Here is a 19,055-nt window from a genome sequence, read left to right as displayed (position 1 = left end):
GCTGCGCGGACCCAATCGCGCGCGGGCGCGACCGCTCACGAAGTGGGATGCGGCGCCCGCAGCTCCCATCGTCCGTGAGCCTCAGGGCTTCCTCGCGACACCGCAGACGGCACCTCACACGGCTGGTCACTGCCGAGTTGCCCGGGAGGTCCGTGAACCCCGCACCAGCTTGCGGGCATTCGGCGTCGACGCGCACCGCCGAGGACGGCGCAAACACCTCCATGGCCTACTCCGGCCTACTCCGGCCTCCGCCGAAGGTGCTGGTAGGAGGGCAGCGCGACCCACCGCTCGACGAAACCCAGGGCTGACATTCGGTACTGACGTCCGTCTACCTTACGGCTCGCCGAGCTTTTGGAATTCTCGGGCCGCGACGACGCATCGCAGCGATACCTAATCGGCTTTAGCTGCGATCGTGACGGCGACCAGCAGGACGGAGATGGCTGCGATCGCCGCGACCACGGCGGCCACGCCGATCCGGGGTGCCGCGAGCGGCAGCAACAGGATGACGGTGACGGAGCCCAGAACCGCGGCGGGATGGATGACGCGCTCTGCCTCTATAAGCGCGTGCGCCATCCAAAGCAGGATGAGGAATACACCGACCGGGATTGCGACGGCGTAGCCGAGTGCGAGCGGTGATGCCTCAACCTCGTGCCCACTCTGCTCGACCGCGACTTCGAGGCCGGCGCCGACGGCCGCGAGGGCCGCGAAGATGCCGTAGTGGCCATATCCCCACAGGTAGGACCGATGCCGGCGGCTGCTGAGACCTTCGCCGGCCTGTGCGAGGAAGTAGAGCCACCAGAGGGCGAACAGCAGGACAAGGCTGGAGATGGCGATGATGACGAAGGGACTGCTGATCTCGGCCGCTTCGAGCGCTCCCTTGACTCCCCTGGTCGCGGCGAGAACGCCTTCGCCGAGCAGGATGATCACGAACAGGCCGTAGCGCTCGGCGATGTGGTGCGGGTGCCAGTTGGTGGCCCTGCTCCGTTCGGCCCACCATGGCACCGCGAGTTCCAGGACGACCAGGCAGGCAAAGGATGGCAGTTCGGAGGATGAGGGCAGGGCGCCCGTCTCTGCAAGGAAGAGGCGGAGTACCCAGCCCACCTGCATGATGGTGACGCCGGCGGCGTAGCGCAGCGCGGTGCGACGGCTCGCCGGGTCTTCGAGACCGGCCCGCAGCCATTGGGCGACGAGCCCGATCCTCATGATGAGGTAGCCCAGCGTGACAACACCGTAATTGGAGTGGCTGGCCGCGGCCGGTACGCCGACGGCCAGGACCAGTACGCCAGCCATCTGCACCATGGTCAGCAGCCGGTAGGCGACGTCGTCGGTGTCGTAGGACGACGCGAACCAGGTGAAGTTCATCCACGCCCACCAGATCGCGAAGAACACCTGGAGGAACGGGATCAGTCCGGTGAGGCCGTGGCCGTCGGCGATGTTGTGCGCGAGTTGGGCGGTGACGGCCGCGACCGCGACCACGAAGGTGAGGTCGAACAAAAGTTCGAGCGGGCTCGAGACGCGGTGCGGCTCGTCGATTGCACGTGCGCTCATCCGGATCCGGATCTGGCTTCTGCTGCTGGCTGGCGGCAAGCTTTCGCTCCTGTCGCTCCGCGAGTCCGTCTTATCTGAAAGACAGGACAGCATTCCGGTCTGTGACAGCTCGGCGCGGGGACACGCGATCAGAGGCGTTTCCGTAAAGCTGTCACAGGCCGAGAGGCTGTCCTGTCTTAGCTGGCGACCGGATGGCGACGTATATCCGGCCACGAAGGTCTGTCACGGAGATCGTGGTGGTCGGGCGGGACTGGCCTGATCGGGTCGGAACCGTGACGACGCTCGGTGAGCATGGCCACAAGGCGGTGTGGGCGGCACCGAACATCGGCGTCAACGGTATGTGGCATCTGCTCCACGGCATCCCTGAGGTTACATGCCGCACCGAATGAAGAAATTGAATGGAATGGAGTGTGTGCTGTGATAGCACGCCTGACGTCCTTGTACGACCGCGAGGTTCCCAACCCGGTTTGTGAGGGCCGGACCCCGCCGACGATCCAGATGCCCTCCGACATGGTGCATGCGCTGGAGCGCGAGTTGCAGAAGAAGCGGCGTTTCTGCTTCCGACGCCTCGCATGAGCTGCGCACGGCGGTCGCGGGGCTGCGCGCGGAGTTGGAGGAGGCCTGCCTGCATCCCGATGAGACCGACCTCGGCGACTTGCTCGCCAGGGCATTGAGGAACGTCGGCCGGCTGGACGCCATCATCACCGACCTGCGTGTCCTGGCCGAGATGGAGGCCGGCCCCTCCGTGCAGCCACAGCGGGTCGACCTCGCCGAACTGGTCCGTGACGAGATCGCGCGCAGGGCCGACCGCATCGCGGTTCGGCTCCGGCTGCAAACCGGGGTGACCGTCGAGGCCGTCCCGATCCGGATCGGCCGGGTGCTCACCAACCTGCTGGACAACGCCCAACGGCACGCCCAGCACATGATCGAGGTCGGGGTGAGCCGCGACGGCGACAGCGCCGAGCTGACGGTAACCGACGACGGAGAAGGAGTCGCGGAATCCGAACGGGAACGGATCTTCCAGCGCTTCACCCGCCTGGAGGCCGCACGCCGCCTCGACCACACCGGTACCGGCCTGGGCCTGGCGATAGCCCGGGACATCGCCCAGGCACACATCGGCAGCCTGCACGTCGGGGAGTCCGCGACCGGTGGCGCGTGCTTCGTACTGCGGCTTCCCCTCGCAGGTTCAGTTGATCCGGCCGGTGCGGTCCGGCGCCCTTGCGAAGCGATGGATCCATGAGCCGTACTGAGCGCGTAGAAGGGGAAACCTGATGGGACAGAACGTCGACTACGCTGCCCTGCTCGCGGCAGTTCCCAGTCCTTGCCTGGTCATGACGCTGGATTCGACAGTCGTGGCCGTCAACCAGGCATATCTCGACGTCTGCGGACGTCGGCGAGAGGAGTTGCTGGGCAGGCATGTGTTCGACTCATTTACCCATGACCGCGTCCATCCTGGTGAGCTGCGCGCCCTGCGGAACCGCGAAGCCTCACTGTGCCAGGTCCCGGCGACCGGTAAACCCGACGCGATGGCACCACAGAAGTACGCCATGCCGGTCTCTGGTAGCGCGCAACTGTGCGAGGAACGGGACTGGAGCACGATCAACTCTCCCGTCCTGGGCCCTAACGGAGCGGTGGTGCTGTTCGTCCACCGCACGGAGGACGTGACCGGGTTCATCCAGCAGCGACAGCGGACCAGCTCGCGAGTGAGCGGGCCGGGCGCGGGCGAGGAGGCGATGGAGGCCGAGCTCTATGCGCGCGCCAAGGAGCTACAGGAGCTGAACGAGCAGGTGAGGGAGGCGAAAACGCACGCGGAGCAGCTATTGGATCGGCAACGTCAATTCGCCGCCGACGCCTCACACGAGCTGCGCACGCCGCTCGCCGCGCTACGCGTGGAAGTCGAGGCGGCGCAGCTGCACCCGGACGACATCGACCTGCCCGATCTGCTGAACCACGTTATGGATGACCTCGACCGGCTGGAGAACATCATCAACGACCTGCTCCTCCTGGCCCGGCTGGAGGCTGACATCGACAGGAAGCTGGAGGAAGTGGATCTGACGGAACTGGTCAGGACAGAGGCGGCTCGGTGGGTTGAGAGCTATGGCGTACGACTCAACCTCGACCCCGCGGTGACGGTGGAGGCCGCCTCCACCCAGATCGCCCGATTACTCGCCAACCTGCTGGAAAACGCCCGACGTCACGCCACACACAGTGTCGAGGTAGACCTGCGCCGCGCAGGTGACCACGCCGAACTGGCCGTGGCCGACGACGGGGAAGGAGTCCCCCCGACCGACCGCGAACGCATATTCCAGCGATTCGTCCGCTTGGATACCGCCCGCAGCCGCGACTGCGGAGGCGCCGGCCTGGGCTTGGCCATCGCCCGCGACATCGCCTCAGCCCACCACGGCACCCTGCACGTCGAGGACTCGGCCGACGGTGGCGCGTGTTTTGTGCTCCGCATTCCGCTCGTCCACTGATCCAGTACTCCCGGGGTCGGCGGCCAGGCCGCCTGCTGTATCCGTCGTCTATGACGATGTCAGCCCAGGTGATGCAGGAGACCTTCGGGCCCGCCAGGAAGCCACCAGGCCAGCCACCTCCTCCGGTCGCACCATACAGCCCGAACGATACGGGAAATCACCTCATCGGATGGGTCCTAACCGACGTCGGTCGGGCCAGGGGTGTTCGCGGTCACCTTCCTGGGGCCGAGGTCTGGGCCCAGCCGCGGCTGCGCGCGGCGACGTGCCTTATTCGGCGTAGTCGGCGATGCCCGGATTTCCGATGTAGAGCGGCTCCGATGCCCCCTGGACTACCTGAGGCATCCCTAACAACAGTCCATACATTGAGTTCACGAACATCGAACAAAGGAGTGTGGCATGACCATCCACCCCAGCAGCCCCCTGCAGGACCATGTCGCGATCGTGACCGGAGCCGGATCCGGGATCGGCCGCGCCACCGCTCTCGCCCTCGCCCGCGCCGGAGCGCACGTGCTCGGCGTGGGACGCCGCGCTGAAGCCCTGCACCAGACCGCCGCCCAGCATCCCGGCATCGCCACCCTGCCCGCCGACATCACCGCCGACGGCGCACCACGTAATCGACGCGGCGACGGACCACTGGGGCCGCCTGGACGTCCTGGTGAACAACGCCGGCGCCACCACCGTCATGCCGCTGGCCGACACCGACGCCAAACGCATCGCCGACCTGCTGGCCCTCAACGTCACCGCGCCCAGCCTGCTCGTCCGCGCCGCGCTACCACACCTGCGCGGCAGCCGCGGCACGATCATCAACGTCTCCAGCACCTACGGCCACCGCCCCCTGCCCGGCGCCGCCCACTACGCCGCCACCAAGGCCGCCCTGGAACAGCTGACTCGCAGTTGGGCACTGGAACTGGCCACCGACGGCATTTGCGTCAACGCCCTGGCCCCCGGCCCCACCGAAAGCGAGGCCCTGACCGCCGCCGGTCTGCCCAACGTCAACGTCGAGCAGATCAAGCGAGACGAGACCGCCCGTATCCCGCTCGGCCGCCGAGGCACTCCCGAGGAAGTGGCCGCCTGGATCGTGCATCTCGCCCACCCTGCCGCCACCTGGATCACCGGCCAGGTCCTCACTATCGACGGCGGCCTGGAACTCACCTGAAGCTCCCGGTATCAGCGGCTGATCGACATCTGTCGGCGACACGTGAAATTGGCTCTGGCACAGTTTCCGTGATCGCCAGCGGAGAAGACACGCGCTTGACGATCATGTCGCGTGATCGTCTCGGACTTGATCGGCATCTGCTTCCCCCATCTCACCTGCCTGGTTATTGATCGGAACTCTCGCTCCGGCAGGACAGCCCGGATTCATGCGAGACCGCGCACGGCACAGGCCGCATGCACATCCTGCGGCGTGGTGTCCGATCGGGTGCGCAGCAGGTATGACTGCCAGATATTCGACGCCCCGGTCGGCGGCCAGGAGACCGTGATCCGCCTGCAGGTGCTCCGCTTCCTGTGCCGCAATGAGGACTGTGGCAACAAGACCTTCGCCGAACAGGTGCCCGGGCTGACCACGCGCTATGGCCGTTACAGACTGGCGCTGCGCGAGAGCCTGCGAGGCATCGCTCTGGCGCTGGGCGGCCGGGCGCCAGACTCACCCAGCGCCTGGCAGCGGCGATCAACCGGATGACCCTCATCCGGATGATCCGCTCCCTGCCCGACCCGGCCATCACCGAAGGGCCGAAGGTCCTTGGGGTGGACGACTTCGCCTTACGCCGGGGTCACCGCTACGGCACCGTCCTCATCGACATCGCCACCAGCCGACCGATCGATGTGCTGGGCGAACGGGCCGCCGACGCTCTGGCCGCCTGGCTAAAGGACCATCCCGGCGGGCAGATCGTCTGCCGCGACCGGGCCGGCTGTTACGCCGAGGGCTCCGGGATTGGGCGGTGGCCTCGGCGCCTGCCACGGCCTGGACGTGCCGCTCGTCTTCGGCAACCTGAGCAGCGGACAGCCCGCCATGCTGATCGGCGACCCGCCCTCCCCGATGGCGGAGGAGCTGTCCGCGCAGATCCGCAGAGCGTGGACGGCGTTCGCCGCTCACGGCGACTCGGGCTGGCCTCCGTACAACGCCGACCACCGCCTCGGACAGCTCTTCGACACGCCGTCGATGGTCACCGCCTACCCGGAAGAGACCTCGCGGCTGCTGTGGCAGGGACCACACCTTCCCGGCGCTCCCGCTGCTCGCGCGGTGAATTTGGCAATCATGAAGGATCATGCGATGGCCGTCCTCATTTCACGACGCCACGCCTCTACCAGCGGAAACTCTTACACCACCTCTATGGACGCAACCCCCCGCTGACCTCCTGCTCAACTGAGTGGCGAATCGCGACAGCTATCGTTGTCTGGGGTCGCCAGAAGGCTGCAGGTATGCGAGGTAGGTGGCCTTGCGCCCTATGTGCCTCACAAGTATCTGAGGGCTGTTGACGCGCATGGGCACGTGAGCCACGACTTCTCACGCCGCGACCCCCACTGGCTACAGCGTAGGCTGGCGCGCTCATCTGCGAACTGCACGCGGGCGGTGAACCGCTCCGATAGGGGCGGCGCACCCCGATCGCGGTGACGGCCTTGGTGCCCGTCAGGCGCGGCTCGGTGCCGGCTCCGGCTCGGAGAGAAGGGCGGCCGGGCGGCGGGGGAGCAGCAGCGGGGTCGCCAGCAGGAGCACGCCGGCCAGGCCGATGGCCGTACGTGGGCCGAGCAGGCCGCCCAGCACGCCCCAGACGGCCGTCAGGAGCGCGGTCGAGGCCTTGGTCGTCACCGCCCAGGCGGACAGCGTGCGGGCGACCCGGTCGGTCGCGGTGCGCTCGAGGCGGTAGGTGGCGTAGACGGGGTTGAAGACCCCGCAGCAGAAGATGAGCCCAAGTTCGACGCCCATCACCAGCAGCAGCCCTCCGGTGCCCGGCCCCAGGAAGGCCAGGCCGACGGGCCAGATCGCGCGCAGCGTCCCGGCCACGACCAGGACCTGGTGCTGCCCGAACCGGATGACGAGCGGCCGGGCCAGCCGTGAACCGAGCAGCCCGCCGATCGAGGGCGCGGCGAAGGCGAGGCCGTACTGCCACGGTGCGAACCCGAGTCGGCCGAGCATCAGGACGGCCAGCAGCGCGTCGGTGGCCATCACCAGGCCGTTGAACAAAGCGGTGTTGAAGAACAGCGGACGCAGCGTCGCGTCGGCAAGGATGTACCGCCAACCGTCGAGCAGGTCCCCGGCCCGCATGCGCGCGACCTCCCGGCGCTCGGGCCGCGACTCCTGGCCGCCCATCGCGCGGATACCCAAGGCCGAGAGCAGGTAACTGACCGCGTCGGCCACCACCGTCGCCACCGGACCGAGGAGCCCGATCGCCGCGCCGCCCAGCGGCGGTCCGATGATCGTGGCCGTCCAGGCCGTGGACTCGAATCGGGCGTTGGCGATGAGCAGGTCCCCGCCCGGCAACAGCGCCTTCAGGTACGCCCCTGAGGCGGCGCGGAAGGTGATTTCGGCCGCCGCCATGACGACCGAGACCAGCAGGAGCTGAAGGAAGGTGAGCACGCCGAGCGCGAACGCGGCGGGGATCGTCAACAGCGCCGAGAACCGCACCAGGTCCATCCCGATCAGCACCGGCCGCTTGCGGCTGAACTCCACCCAGGGGCCCAGTGGCAACGCCACGGCCGCGCCCACCACAGCCCCCACGCAGGACAACGCCGCGACCTCCGCCGGCCCGGCGTGCAACACCTGGATCGCGATCAGCGGGAACGCGCCGAAGGCGAGCCACGTACCGAGCGCGCTGGTCCCGTACGCTCCCCAGAGCCACCCGAACCGCCGCCCCAACCGATGTCCCCGCCGGTGCCCGTTCCTCATGCCCGACGCTCCTCGCTACTCACTCGCACAACCGATCCGCGATCGCAAGCATCAAAGCGCGCGCCATATTAGGAGATCAAACAACGCAAGGCCGCCCGGCCACAACGAACGGTTGTATCCATAGGGTGTCCGCATGGACCTCGACACCGTCCGGACCTTCGTCGCCGCCGCCGACGCGGGGCAGTTTCAGGAGGCCGCCGCCGAGCTGGCGGTCACCCAGCAGGCCGTCTCCAAGCGCATCGCCGCGCTGGAGCGCAACCTCGGCGTGCGGCTGTTCACCCGCACTCCGCGCGGCGCCCAGCTCACCATCGACGGCCAGGCGTTCCTGCCCCACGCCTGGGAGCTGCTGCGCGTCGCCGACCGCGCGGTCGCGTCCGTGCGCGCCGGCAGCCGTCCGCTGCGCGTCGACGTGATCGCCTCGCGCAGCGCGGCGTCGGGCCTGATGCGCGGCTTCCACCGCACACACCCCGAGATCGACCTCGACGTGGTGATGCTGTTCGACATAGAGACGGCCGTCGCCGCCATTCGGTCCGGTGCGATCGACGCGTCCTTCCGCGCCGTCGCCGCGCCCGGCCGGCCCCTTTCCGAGGACATCGAGTCAGTCCGGGTGCTCGACGAGCCGCTCCAGCTCCTCACCGGCCCCGCCCACGCACTGGCCGGCGCCCGGTCGGTGACCATCGCTCAGCTCGCCGGGCACCGGATCTGGATGCCCGGCCTTGTCCCCGGCACCGAGTGGGCCACCTACTACGACGACCTCGTCGCCGAGTTCGGCCTCACCATCGAGGCGACCGGCCCCAACTTCGGCTCCGACGCGCTGCTGGACACCATCGCCGACACCCCGGCCCTGGCCACCTTCATGGGGGAGCAGACCCGCCTGGTCTGGCCCGCCGGCCACGGCCTGCGCCGCATCCCGGTGACCGGCCCCATGCCCGTCTACCCGCACTCGCTCCTGTGGCACCGCGACAACCCCCACCCAGCGCTGGCCACCCTCCGCGCCCACCTCGCCGCCACAGCGGCCGGCCACGACGCCGGCGGGACCTGGGCGCCGGGCTGGGTGATTCCGCACTGAACGCCGCCGCGTCTGCGATCATCCGCCAGGATGAACGCTCCGCTGCAGATCGAGGCGATCCGGACACCCCGGTCATGACCTCGGTGATCACTGAGCGTAGAGAACTCCCTGATCACTCAGGGCCGTGCCTGTTCGTATCTCTGCCAATCGGAAGCCGCCCGGTCATCACCTTATCGCCGGTCACTCCTAATCGAGAAACCACAGGTCATCGGCATGATCGTGAGCGCGCCCTGAGGGATTCGAACGACCGTCGGATTTTAGAAGTGGATTTTGCGCTCTTGCTTCGCGCGTGATCCTGACCTGCAGGTGATTTCTGACAGCTTGCTCGGTGGAGCAAGATCCTTCCGGGCATATTTTGGATCTTGTCACACGCGTATTGCCCGGTGGATGACTGAACGACAACCTAAACGCATCAGCAGCTCGGATCCTGTCTGTACAAACCCGGGCGGAGGTGTCAGCCCGCGTCGTTCTCCGGATCGCTGCGGCGGGGACGAAGCTCGGGGACTATGAGCCGGCAACGACGAGGAAGGGCACGAAATGGTTCTGTTTTGCGCGGACCGCCATCCAGTGAGCTAACCTGAGGTTGGCTTCAAAGGTTGGGCTCCGATCAGGAGAACCCATGAACGTTACACCACCTTGAAAGGATGCGATCCTTCGGGATCACCGATCTGATTGTCTCGGATGGGTGCCACCTTCTCGCCAAAGAGCGACTGGCGGGAGGAGCTCCACCTTCCCTGAAGAGGCGATCACGAAAGGGTGATTGCCGTGGGTCAGGAACCGTCCAGGTGGGAGGCCGTCCTTGCGGCGAACCGCAAGATGAGGGACGAAGTGCTTCCGGAAGTGATCCTCTGGATCTTGGCGCTTCGGGGGCTCTGGGGGCTTATCTGCGATGTGACACGCGGCCTCTGGTAAGCGCGCATGACACGCGGCCTCTGGTAAGCGCGCATGACGCGCGGTGAATGCTGATCTTTCCGTCGCCGTCGTCCCACCCGAAGGGGAAGCGGGCCCTGGTCTGCTCGGCTTGTCCTGGGGCGATGGCGACGGGACGATCAGCTTCGCAACCACCTACGGTCTCGGCGTGAGCGCGGGCGATCATCGTGGAACCTGAGCCCCGCCGGAGGCATCGAAAGCTTTCCGACGGTAAGTCCCGCGCGGTTCGCGAGACTGACGGCCGCCCGGACGATGGGGGTGACGATGGAGATCGTCACGCGCGAGCAGCGCGACCCCCAGGGATTGATGAGCGGTGGCCGCGTCCCTCGGGCCGGGCTAACCGCACTCATGGGGATCCTGTCTGTCTTCGATGCGGAATGGCCCGACAAGAGGACCGGCCCGCCGATCCAACCAGCCGGCATTCCCGCTGACTACTACCGATGAGCTTGTGAGGCTCCGTGCCGTTCGCTGCCTTCCCCTGACAGCGGGCACGGGGGCGGTGCCTGCCCTTCTCCCAGGTGCGCAGGACCGCTATGTGGGCCTGATGGCGTGTGTGACGCTCCGCACGCGGACAGGCCGGGCGCGACGGTGCGGGTGGTGCCAAGGTGGTGTCGGGCACGGTCCGCGACTCCCTGCACATGGTCGATGTGATCTTCGGGCTGGACGGCGGGGAGCTTCCGCAGATCGTGGTGTCCGACACCGGCTCGTACAGCGACCTGGTGTTCGGGGTCCTCGAATTGCTGGGGATCTCCTACCGGCCCGCGCTGGCCGACCTGCCCGACCAGAAGGGCTGGCGGATCAACGCTGAGGCTGACTACGGGCCGCTGAACACCTTCGCCCGCGGCAAGATCGACCCGGCCCGCATCCGCAAGCACTGGGGCGACATCCTGCGGGTGATCGCCTCGATCTACACCGGCACCGTCCGCGCCTACGACGTGGTGACGATGCTGCAACGCGACGGACACCCCACCGCCCTCGGTGAGGCTCTGGCCGCCTACGGCAGGATCTTCAAATCCCTCCACATTCTGGCCTACGTCGACGTCGATGAGACCTACCGCCGCGACATCAAGCACATCCGCAACCTCCAAGAAGGCCGCCACGACCTGGCCCGCGCCATCTGCCACGGCAAGAAGGGTGAGCTGTTCCACCACTACGAACGCGGACTTGAGAACCAGCTCGGTGTCCTGGGCCTGGTTCTCAACTGCGTCGTGCTGTGGACCACGGTGTACCTGAACGCCGCCATCGAGCAGTTGAAGGCCCAGGACTATCCGGTACGGGAGGAGGACGCCGCACGGCTGTCCCCGTTCGTGCGCAAGCATCTGGGGGTGCATGGGACGTACTCGTTCCCTGCCCGACATCGAACCCGGTGCCATCCGCGAGCTCCGCGACCCTGATGCTCCCGACGACGAGGAAGACTGACACGGCAATGACCGCACAGGCGACCCCACCGCTCGGCGTCACCGAGCTGACCACGATCCTGGCGCAGCTGGGCCGGTCGGTGACCGGCGCCGCCGGCGCCCCGCCCGAGCTGACGGCCGTGCACCTGACCCGGGTGCTGGTCGCCGCAGCCGAGCAGCAGGCGATCGCGGCCGAGTTCGCCGCAGCCAAGACCCGTCACTGCCCGCCAGACCCGGCTACCCCGCACCATTCGGTCAGTGCTTGACGGGCGGCGTCGATGCGACGTTCAGGCGACTCGTCCGAGATGGCCCACGCGATATAGGCGTCTGGTCTGACCAGAACGCTTTTCTTGGTGGCCCCCTTGGGTGACACGATTTCGACCTCGCCGGCCCACTCTGTGATGAGTGAGGGGAGGCGTTCGGTGTCGGCCGGGGTGACAAGGATGAACCGTCGCTTGCGGAGGGCTTCGTAGAGTCTGCGTCCGTCGGTGAGGGGGATGTCAGGTGCTCGCTTGCCGGCGAGAGGGTGTGCACCGGCCGGTGCGGCGTAGGAGATGTCGATTCCCGAGATTGCTGTGGCCAGTCGGCGGGCCACTGGTGGGGTTTGCAGCACTGTACGTGCTGAGAGGTCACGGAGGCCGCACAGTGCCCGTGGTGTGGTGAGGACGCCGCGGAGCAGTGCGCCGCTCATCCGCAGAACCCGGTGACCTACCGGGTGCCGTTCGTTCTGGTAGCTGTCGAGCAGAGTGTCTGGTGCGCGGCCGCGATGAACGGCTGCGAGTTTCCAGCTCAGGTTTGCGGAGTCCTGGATGCTGGTGTTGAGGCCCATGCCGCCGGCGGGGGAGTGGACGTGGGCGGCGTCGCCGACGAGGAACACTCGGCCGACTCGGTAGTGGGGTGACTGGCGTTCGTCGCTGTGGAATCGGGAGAGCCAGCGGGGGTCGTGCATGCCGAAGTCGCTGCCGAGCGCCTGGCGGGCGACGTCTTTGATTTCTTCCAGGTCGACCGATGCGGTGTCGGGCATGGGGTGGTGGCGATTCCAGGCCATGACCCTGAACCAGCCGTCGCCGAACGGGACGACGATGGCGAAGGCGTCTCCGATTGCTGCCACGGTGGGCGGCTTCTTTGGCGGTTCGGCCATGCGGACGTCTGCGAGCATCATGGAGCGAACGGCGGAGCGGCCGGGGAACGGGAGGCCGAGGGACTGGCGCACGCAGCTGTTCCGTCCGTCTGCGCCGACGACGTAGTCCGCGCGCAGGTTGTGTTCAGTGCCGGCTGGTGTCTTCACGGTGACGTCGACACCGGCGGGGTCTTGCTGGACGCCGGTGACTTCGTGGGCCCGCATGATGTTCACGCCGTGTGTCAGGGCGCGAGCCAGGAGCAGTCGCTCGGTGTTGTACTGGGGCGTCACGAGTACGTGGGGGTATCGGGTCGGCAGGTGCGAGAGATCGATCCGCAGGAATTGCAGGATCGGGTTGCGCAGGCCGGTCAGCAGCAGGTCGTCGGCCAGGCCGCGGGCGTCCAGTTGCTCCATCGTTCGGGCGTGGACGGCGAATGCACGTGTCAGCTCGGATTCCCCTTCCCGCCGTTCCACGACGGTGCAGCGCACTCCGGCCTCGGCCAGATCACCTGCGAGCAGCAACCCCGCTGGACCAGCACCGACGACCAGCACGTCAATGTCGGATCCCATACTCTGTCCTCCCCGTGCCACAGAACGAGCAGTACGACGGGTGATTGTCAGACTACCGCCCGCCGCCAGCGGTGATGTTCAGGGCGGGTGGGTGACCGTGCCCGGGAGTTCCTGGGGTGGCGTAACCCTGGCTTCTCCTGACCGTGCAAGCGACCGCGGCGTCGTCTTGGACCACCTTACGAGACGGGCCACTTCCCCGCCTGTCAGGCATCGGTCCGGCGGCGCTCCCGAACCGCGTCCCGGACAGCCGCGTTCGGAGCGGCTGAACCTGGCTCGGCGGCCAGGGCGATCGCGCGCCGTCTCCACAGTGAGTGTCCGGTCCTGTGCCGGCTGGATGGACGGAGCGCGATCGGTTCGCCGTGTCAGCCGATCGGGCTTGCGACCTGCTGGAAGACGTTGATGAGATTTCCGTCGTTGTCACGGATCGCGGTCGAGATGCTGCCGTCGCCGAGGTCCATCTGCTCCCAGACGGTCGGCACGCCCAGGTCACGGAAGGTGCGGGTCACGCTGGCGAGGTCCTCGACGTGGAAGACCAGGGCCTTGTTGCCGATCGGGCGGATGTGGGCGGGGGGCTCTGCCGTCAGTTCGGGGATCCGCACGCCGTCTGCAGACTGAAGGAGTTCGAGCCGGAATCCGGGGCCCTCCAGGAATGCGACGTCGGCTCCGATGGCGTCGAAGCGGGACTTCGCCAGCAGGGTGAGGCCGAACACCCGGTTCCACCACTGGATCGACGCGTCGAGGTCACTGACGGTAATCGTCACGTTGTGAAGGCTGTGTAGGCGAAGCTTTTCGACGGTGTCGGTTGTCATGGGCTGGCCGCCACGGCAATCCGGTCGGCGGCCGCGCGCCGCTCCTCGGCCAGCGCCTGTTCGGCGCGCTCGAGGGCGGCGGCGGTCTCGGCCAGCTGTGCGGTGCGGGCGGCCGCCAGCTCCTGGCCCAGGCCCTCGGCGCGGTCCGCTCCGCTGCGCGCTCTTCGCGCGCCTCAGCGAGGGCGCGTTGCTGCTGGGCGAGCTCGGCGCGCAGCGTTTCGGTCCGGGCCCGTTCGGTCTCCAGTTCGGCGCGGGCGTGGGCGAGCTCCCGCTCGAACTCCTCGGTTTTTTCGGTGAGCCGTTCGCGGGCCTGGTCGGCGGCTGTCTCGGCGGCTGCGGCCCGCGCCCGGAAGGCTCCGGCCTCGGCCAGCGCCCGCCGTTCGTTATCGGCGGCCGCGGCCGCGACGCGCTCGGCGCGCCGGCGGGCCTCGGCGGCCTCGCGCTCGTTGCCCAGGGCTCGGCGGCGGGCGGTCTCGGCCGTCTCCTGGCCGGCGAGGGCGGCGTCGCGTTCGGCCAGCGCCTCGTCCCGGGCGCGGTCGGCGTCCTGGACCCGCCGCAGCGCGCCGGCGTCCAGGGCGTCGACGCCATGATGGATTACACCTACGAGCGCGTGCTGGTCCTCACTGACCTTGCGCTGTAGTAGCAAGGCCCTCCCGTCGGATGCCGTGCTGCGCGCTGGCCGCCGGTCGTGGAGGGCAGGCCGGCGTCGGACCCGAACCCGGCGTCGCCGGCCGCCGTGCAGATCCGGCTGAGCAGCTCGACATCCTCTGGTTCGGTTCAGCGGGCTACGGGCTGAAGGAGCTGCAGCAGGGCAGGCCACGGCACACGACGTCGACAACCATGGCTTCCCTGCTGCTCGTTCTGCTTTCTCACGCGTCCCGTTCGGTGCGGGTTCGCCGTCAAGTCCCTTTGGCGGGTGGCGCCCGCCATCCTGGTGCTGTGGCTGCTCGGGTTCGTCACGCTCTGCACGGGCGTGGGCGACGGCCGCGGAGGAGGGTAGCGGTGGTGATCTGACGCGCACGGCACCATAGGAGTGGGGTCCGGCCGCTAACGACCGGGCCCCACTCATGTTGCTTACGCCGGTGCCGGTGCTCAGAAGCAGGCGTCTTTGCCATGGGCGCAGCGGCGGACTGCTAGCCGTCACCATGGGCAAGAGCGTCGGTGACGGGTCCTTCCCGCAGCGGCGGAGGGGCTCGGGGTGATTCGTGCCTTGTGGGGCCCTGCCGGGGGAAGGCCTCGTGTCTTCTGCCGCTTCCGCCGGCTGTATGGCTTCAATCAGATCTGGTTGAGTCCGCCATCTACGAACAGCTCGGATCCGGTGACGAAGCTGCTCTCATTGCTGGCGAGGAACAGTGCGGCAGCTGCGGCCTCGTCCGGGTGCCCCATCCGGCCCAGCGGAATCTGGCTGGCAAAGACGTCCCTCATCTTCGCGGCCTGGTCGGCGTCCGCAGCCAGGCCGGTGATGCCCGGGGTGACGATCGGGCCGGGCACCAGGGTATTCACTCGGATCGCGCGGCCGCTGAGTTCGTTGGCCCAGGTGCGGGAGAAGGAACGGACCGCGGCCTTGGACGCGGCGTACACGCCGAAGGCGGCGCCGCCTGAGGTGGCGGCAGTCGATCCGGTCAGGATCACCGAGGCGCCGTCATTGAGCAGCGGAATGGCCTTCTGAACTGTGAAGAGCATGCCTCGCACGTTGATGTTGAAGGTGGCGTCGAAGTGCTCCTCGGTGACCTGCTGAAGAGGGGCGAACTCACCGCCGCCCGCGTTGGCGAACAGTACGTCGATGGACCGGCCTTGCTCGGCGACAGCCGCGTAGAGGCGGTCGATGTCCGCGAGGTTTGCGACGTCGCCCCGGACAGCGGTGGCTTCCCCACCGATCTCGACCAGCGCGGCGTCGAGAGCCTTCTGCCGGCGGCCCGTGATGAACACGTGCGCGCCCTCACGTGCGAATCGCTTGGCGGTGGCCAGTCCGATTCCGCTGTTGCCTCCGGTGACGACTGCCGTCTTCCCGTCAAGCTGTCCCATGATCGTTTACTCCTGTCTGGTGCGAACGCCAGAAGACGTGCACCAAGTGTCACTACCGCATTACAGTCCGAACCGGACGGTCCCAGGCCCGGTTATGGACTATACGGTAAAGAACCACGTTGTGGACCGCACGGACAAAAACGTGACTGCATCCACACCTCCGAGCAGCGACAGGCTGGCCGACGCCGGCCCGTCCGCGAGGGGCGCCGCGAAAGGCTCCGACCGGGAGCCATGCATCACGCACCCCCGCCATCGCGCGGTCTGCCGCCCTGTGTGGCGATGACGGAGAGGCCGCCCGGCCCTCCCTGCGCTCCCTACGGCCGGGATGGGACCTCATAATCTGGACCGATAGGTCAAGAACAACGTATGCTGTTGAACATGGGACGACCGCGGAATTTCGACGAGAACCAGGTACTGAAATCTGCGCGCGAGCAGTTCTGGAATCAGGGCTACGCGGCTACGTCACTGCAGGACCTGACGGACGCCACGGGACTGGGCAAGGGGAGCCTATACGGGGCCTTCGGCGACAAGCGGCAGCTGTTCTTGCACGTGCTGGACGGCTACCGCGACGAACAGCTGAACGGAGTCCGGGCGGTCCTCACCGGCCCCGGTACGGCCTTCGAACGCCTGACCCTGCTGGTTGAGGGAGTGGCCAAGGGATTCATGGAGGACCCGCAGCGGCGCGGCTGTCTTCTAGTCAACAGCACGTCCGAGCTGCACAGCAATGATCCGGATGTCGTCTCCCGGGCGCGGACCAGCTATCAAGCGGTCGAAGATCTTCTGATCGCCTGCGTGAAGGAAGCCCAGGACGAGGGGACGGTCGAACCGAGCGCGGACGCCCAGGAGCTCGGGCGACTGCTCCTTGGCGTCATGCAGGGCATCGAGTTTCTCGCGAAGACCGACATGGACGGCTCAGCTCTGCTGCAGATAAGCCAGGCCGCCCTCAAGCAGTTGTCCCGGCATTGACCATTCTGCGGGCCGGCACCTTTCACAGGTGATGTGCCGACAGGCAGGGATACGGGTGGGCCTGTCGAGTCGGCGTGCGAGCATCCAGCGCACCTGCCCTCCGAACGCCCCACGAGTGGCCCGGGCACCAGCTCCAGCGCGGTTGACAGCCTGCCCCTTTCACCATGCCCTTGAGCAGGCTCTCCGGCCGTACGGTTGCGCCTCAACGCGGGCCGGACGACGCTCTCAGCCGACGGCGCCGGACCATTGCCCACGGGCCCTGGTGGCGAGGTCTCCAGCTCCCTAAGTCCGCGCAGGACTTCGCCGACTGCCCCGTACCGTCGCGCCCCTTCCCGAACGCGCGCCCGGCCGGTGTAAGACGACCGCCTGACACCTGACGCACACCGTCCGCTCAATTGCGGACACCGTACCTGACGCGCATACTGCCGCCGACGCCCTTCTGACGGCCTCCTGGGGACACCGCAACAGTACTGATGTGCACGCGTCTTCGAGCGACGTTGTCCCAACAGGCATCCCTACGCAGGTATTTGAATGAGTGACAGGGATCAGGTGGCCGGGGTGACCGGGCCACACCATCGTGACGACCTCGCCCCACTCCTTCCAGGACTTCTCCACTCATTCCTCCCAACCGAGGCATTTGCCGCTCAGCGTGTGGCTGACCAGCCCGGAGGGGCAGTCACCCACAGCGTGCCCGAACGGCTGCTGCATGCCAGTTACCGGACGGCTCGCCCGCCAGCTCATCACGACCTTCACCCGGACGGGTGGGCTCGTCGTCGACATCCACCCCGCCGACCACACGCTGGTAGCCAACGCGGTAATCCTCGGCCGCCGCGCCTCGGCTGTTGTCACGGACACCAACAGGGCGGGCGTCATTTGGACGTGGGCACCCAACAGCCGCGACAAAGGCGATGGACGCACGGTGGAGGAGCGTGTCGCACGGGCCGAGGCCCCGAATGCCGCCATGGCTCTCCCACGGGGTGAAGCAGCCCTCGCCGTCCTGCGCCGAACGTGCGAAACCAGAACGCGCGCATGCTCGGCCGGCGGCCCTCCGGAAGAGAGCTTCTTGTCAGGGTGCGCCGCTCTGCTTGCCCGCGGCGGCCATCTCGCGGTCGTGACCGGCGTGCACCTGGTCCATGGTCGCCCGCACGACCCGGTACCCGGCACCATCCGCGAGGCACAGCGGGCGGGGCTGGTCTATCTCCAGCACATCGTGGCGGTCCACGGCCCGGTCAGGCGGCGCGGGATCGTCCTGTCCTTGCTTCCCGCCACCGTCGCACGCGCGACCGTTGCCCCGCCACATGTCTTCATGGCCGTGCGAGCGCATGCCGACGTGTTGATCTTTACCAAGCCTTCCAGCCTGCCCGTCGCCGCCAGGATGTACCTGCGCGCAGAGGAGGAGTAGCCATGAGCGAGCCGAACGGATCTGTATGGGCGACGGGGCAACATCCCTCGCGTACTCAGCGGCGAGGCCGCTATCTGCCGGAGTCGATGAAGCACCCGGGCAAGATGCTTCCCGCCATCGCCGCCAAGGTCATCGCCACCTACACGCAGCCCGGTGAGCTGGTGATCGACCCGATGTGCGGGATCGGCACCACCCTGGTCGAGGCGATCCATCAAGGGCGGCATGCGGCCGGCATCGTGGTCAACCGGGCGTCGTTCTTCCAGCTCCACGAGGCACGCAAGGCATGGGAACGCGGCGTGCCGATCCACGCGCTCGCCCACGAGGATCTGCTGATCTTCCGCAAGCCGCCCGCCGACGAAACCACACCCCGGTGATCGGGGGTCGCGGTGAGGACGGCACGGGCCCGGCGGCGACACGGCATGCCTGACCAGCGGATATTGCTTGACGCGAACCATAGAGATGGGCGTCGATACCGGCGGCCATGGTCGACCGGCGTCCCCGCGCCCCGCCACGCCCGTGCGCGGCGACGTGGGGGCCGCTGGACCGCCTGGGCCACGGCAACGACGCCACGCCTGCGCGCCGTCGCGACGGCCCCGCTCCCGTGCGGGGGTGGGCGATGACAGCGACGGTGCGGGCGGCTGATCTGGGGGATCTGCCTGCGGTGATCGATGTGGTCACCGCAGGGCGGCTTTTGGGAATCGGCCGGACCAAGGCCTACCAGCTGGCCAAAGACGGCCGGTTCCCCTGCCGGGTGCTGCGGATCGGACGCAGCTACCTGGTGCCGACGCGGGAGGTGTGGGCGTTGCTCGGCTACCACGACGACGGCACACGCCGTCCAGAACCTGAGGAAGGGTGAGAC

The 19,055-nt window shown here is 67.8% G+C and carries 19 protein-coding genes and 2 pseudogenes; 16 read left to right on the top strand and 5 right to left on the bottom strand.

Annotation, left to right across the window (positions count from 1 at the left end):
• Positions 1-390 precede the first annotated feature (390 nt).
• A complete protein-coding gene (locus tag N5079_RS27250) occupies positions 391-1,761 on the bottom strand; it encodes a low temperature requirement protein A (RefSeq protein WP_261586985.1) in 1,371 nt (456 codons plus the stop codon).
• A 304-nt stretch (positions 1,762-2,065) separates the two neighbouring features.
• On the opposite strand from N5079_RS27250, the gene N5079_RS27245 reads away from it, so the two are divergent.
• The 7 genes and pseudogenes from N5079_RS27245 to N5079_RS27220 all read left to right on the top strand — a co-directional run bounded on the left by N5079_RS27245 (position 2,066) and on the right by N5079_RS27220 (position 6,375).
• Complete coding sequence (locus N5079_RS27245; protein ID WP_261586984.1) at positions 2,066-2,788, top strand: sensor histidine kinase; 723 nt, start codon at positions 2,066-2,068, stop codon at positions 2,786-2,788.
• Positions 2,789-2,819: 31 nt separating this feature from the next.
• Positions 2,820-4,022 carry a PAS domain-containing sensor histidine kinase gene (locus N5079_RS27240; protein ID WP_261586983.1) on the top strand — a complete coding sequence of 401 codons (1,203 nt, stop codon included), beginning with the start codon at positions 2,820-2,822 and terminating at the stop codon, positions 4,020-4,022.
• A 396-nt stretch (positions 4,023-4,418) separates the two neighbouring features.
• Positions 4,419-4,556 (top strand): annotated as a pseudogene (locus tag N5079_RS27235) (SDR family NAD(P)-dependent oxidoreductase); the annotation flags it as partial.
• Positions 4,552-5,178, top strand: coding sequence for an SDR family oxidoreductase (locus N5079_RS27230; protein ID WP_315967892.1), 627 nt, complete (start codon positions 4,552-4,554; stop codon positions 5,176-5,178). The pseudogene N5079_RS27235 and the gene N5079_RS27230, both read left to right, overlap by 5 nt.
• Before the next feature lie 111 nt (positions 5,179-5,289).
• A complete protein-coding gene (locus N5079_RS27225) occupies positions 5,290-5,703 on the top strand; it encodes a transposase family protein (protein ID WP_261586982.1) in 414 nt (137 codons plus the stop codon).
• Positions 5,700-5,885 (top strand): annotated as a pseudogene (locus N5079_RS35645) (transposase); the annotation flags it as partial. The gene N5079_RS27225 and the pseudogene N5079_RS35645, both read left to right, overlap by 4 nt.
• A 70-nt stretch (positions 5,886-5,955) precedes the next feature.
• Entirely contained in the window at positions 5,956-6,375 is a 420-nt protein-coding gene (locus N5079_RS27220; RefSeq protein WP_261586981.1) for a hypothetical protein, read from the top strand.
• A 276-nt stretch (positions 6,376-6,651) separates the two neighbouring features.
• Here N5079_RS27220 and N5079_RS27215 read toward each other — a convergent pair whose 3' ends face one another.
• Positions 6,652-7,908 (bottom strand): MFS transporter, encoded by a 1,257-nt coding sequence (locus tag N5079_RS27215; protein ID WP_261586980.1) that lies wholly within the window; start codon positions 7,906-7,908, stop codon positions 6,652-6,654.
• 133 nt (positions 7,909-8,041) lie between these two features.
• On the opposite strand from N5079_RS27215, the gene N5079_RS27210 reads away from it, so the two are divergent.
• The 4 genes from N5079_RS27210 (at position 8,042) to N5079_RS27195 (ending at position 11,570) form a co-directional block, all read left to right on the top strand.
• Positions 8,042-8,977 (top strand): LysR family transcriptional regulator, encoded by a 936-nt coding sequence (locus N5079_RS27210; protein WP_261586979.1) that lies wholly within the window; start codon positions 8,042-8,044, stop codon positions 8,975-8,977.
• A 1,194-nt stretch (positions 8,978-10,171) separates the two neighbouring features.
• Entirely contained in the window at positions 10,172-10,351 is a 180-nt protein-coding gene (locus N5079_RS27205; protein WP_261586977.1) for a hypothetical protein, read from the top strand.
• 164 nt (positions 10,352-10,515) lie between these two features.
• A complete protein-coding gene (locus tag N5079_RS27200) occupies positions 10,516-11,301 on the top strand; it encodes a transposase (protein WP_261586976.1) in 786 nt (261 codons plus the stop codon).
• Positions 11,302-11,333: 32 nt separating this feature from the next.
• Entirely contained in the window at positions 11,334-11,570 is a 237-nt protein-coding gene (locus N5079_RS27195) for a hypothetical protein (RefSeq protein WP_261586975.1), read from the top strand.
• Here the strand turns inward: N5079_RS27195 and N5079_RS27190 are convergent.
• Both N5079_RS27190 and N5079_RS27185 read right to left on the bottom strand, forming a co-directional pair.
• A complete protein-coding gene (locus tag N5079_RS27190; RefSeq protein WP_261586973.1) occupies positions 11,522-12,994 on the bottom strand; it encodes an FAD-dependent monooxygenase in 1,473 nt (490 codons plus the stop codon). The genes N5079_RS27195 and N5079_RS27190 overlap by 49 nt on opposite strands.
• Positions 12,995-13,356: 362 nt before the next feature.
• A complete protein-coding gene (locus N5079_RS27185; RefSeq protein WP_261586972.1) occupies positions 13,357-13,755 on the bottom strand; it encodes a VOC family protein in 399 nt (132 codons plus the stop codon).
• 235 nt (positions 13,756-13,990) lie between these two features.
• On the opposite strand from N5079_RS27185, the gene N5079_RS27180 reads away from it, so the two are divergent.
• Entirely contained in the window at positions 13,991-14,443 is a 453-nt protein-coding gene (locus N5079_RS27180) for a hypothetical protein (protein WP_261586971.1), read from the top strand.
• A gap of 635 nt (positions 14,444-15,078) precedes the next feature.
• Here the strand turns inward: N5079_RS27180 and N5079_RS27175 are convergent.
• Positions 15,079-15,828: a glucose 1-dehydrogenase gene (locus N5079_RS27175; RefSeq protein WP_261586970.1), complete on the bottom strand. Its 750-nt coding sequence runs from the start codon at positions 15,826-15,828 to the stop codon at positions 15,079-15,081.
• A gap of 378 nt (positions 15,829-16,206) precedes the next feature.
• On the opposite strand from N5079_RS27175, the gene N5079_RS27170 reads away from it, so the two are divergent.
• The 4 genes from N5079_RS27170 to N5079_RS27155 all read left to right on the top strand — a co-directional run bounded on the left by N5079_RS27170 (position 16,207) and on the right by N5079_RS27155 (position 19,052).
• Entirely contained in the window at positions 16,207-16,794 is a 588-nt protein-coding gene (locus N5079_RS27170; RefSeq protein WP_261586969.1) for a TetR/AcrR family transcriptional regulator, read from the top strand.
• Positions 16,795-17,500: 706 nt separating this feature from the next.
• Positions 17,501-18,196, top strand: a complete 696-nt coding sequence (locus tag N5079_RS27165) for a hypothetical protein (RefSeq protein WP_261586968.1) — start codon at positions 17,501-17,503, stop codon at positions 18,194-18,196.
• Between the two features lie 2 nt (positions 18,197-18,198).
• On the top strand, positions 18,199-18,570 hold the full coding sequence (locus N5079_RS27160; protein ID WP_261586967.1) for a site-specific DNA-methyltransferase: 372 nt from the start codon (positions 18,199-18,201) through the stop codon (positions 18,568-18,570).
• A gap of 107 nt (positions 18,571-18,677) precedes the next feature.
• The gene (locus tag N5079_RS27155; RefSeq protein WP_261586966.1) at positions 18,678-19,052 is read left to right on the top strand and encodes a helix-turn-helix domain-containing protein; all 375 of its coding nucleotides are present in this window, start codon (positions 18,678-18,680) and stop codon (positions 19,050-19,052) included.
• The last annotated feature ends 3 nt before the right edge of the window (positions 19,053-19,055 follow it).

Source organism: Planotetraspora sp. A-T 1434, from assembly GCF_025420585.1.
Classification (GTDB): domain Bacteria; phylum Actinomycetota; class Actinomycetes; order Streptosporangiales; family Streptosporangiaceae; genus JAOEGB01.
The sequence above is the reverse complement of the archived record's forward strand: the minus strand, read 5'-3'. Positions and strand labels throughout refer to the sequence as shown.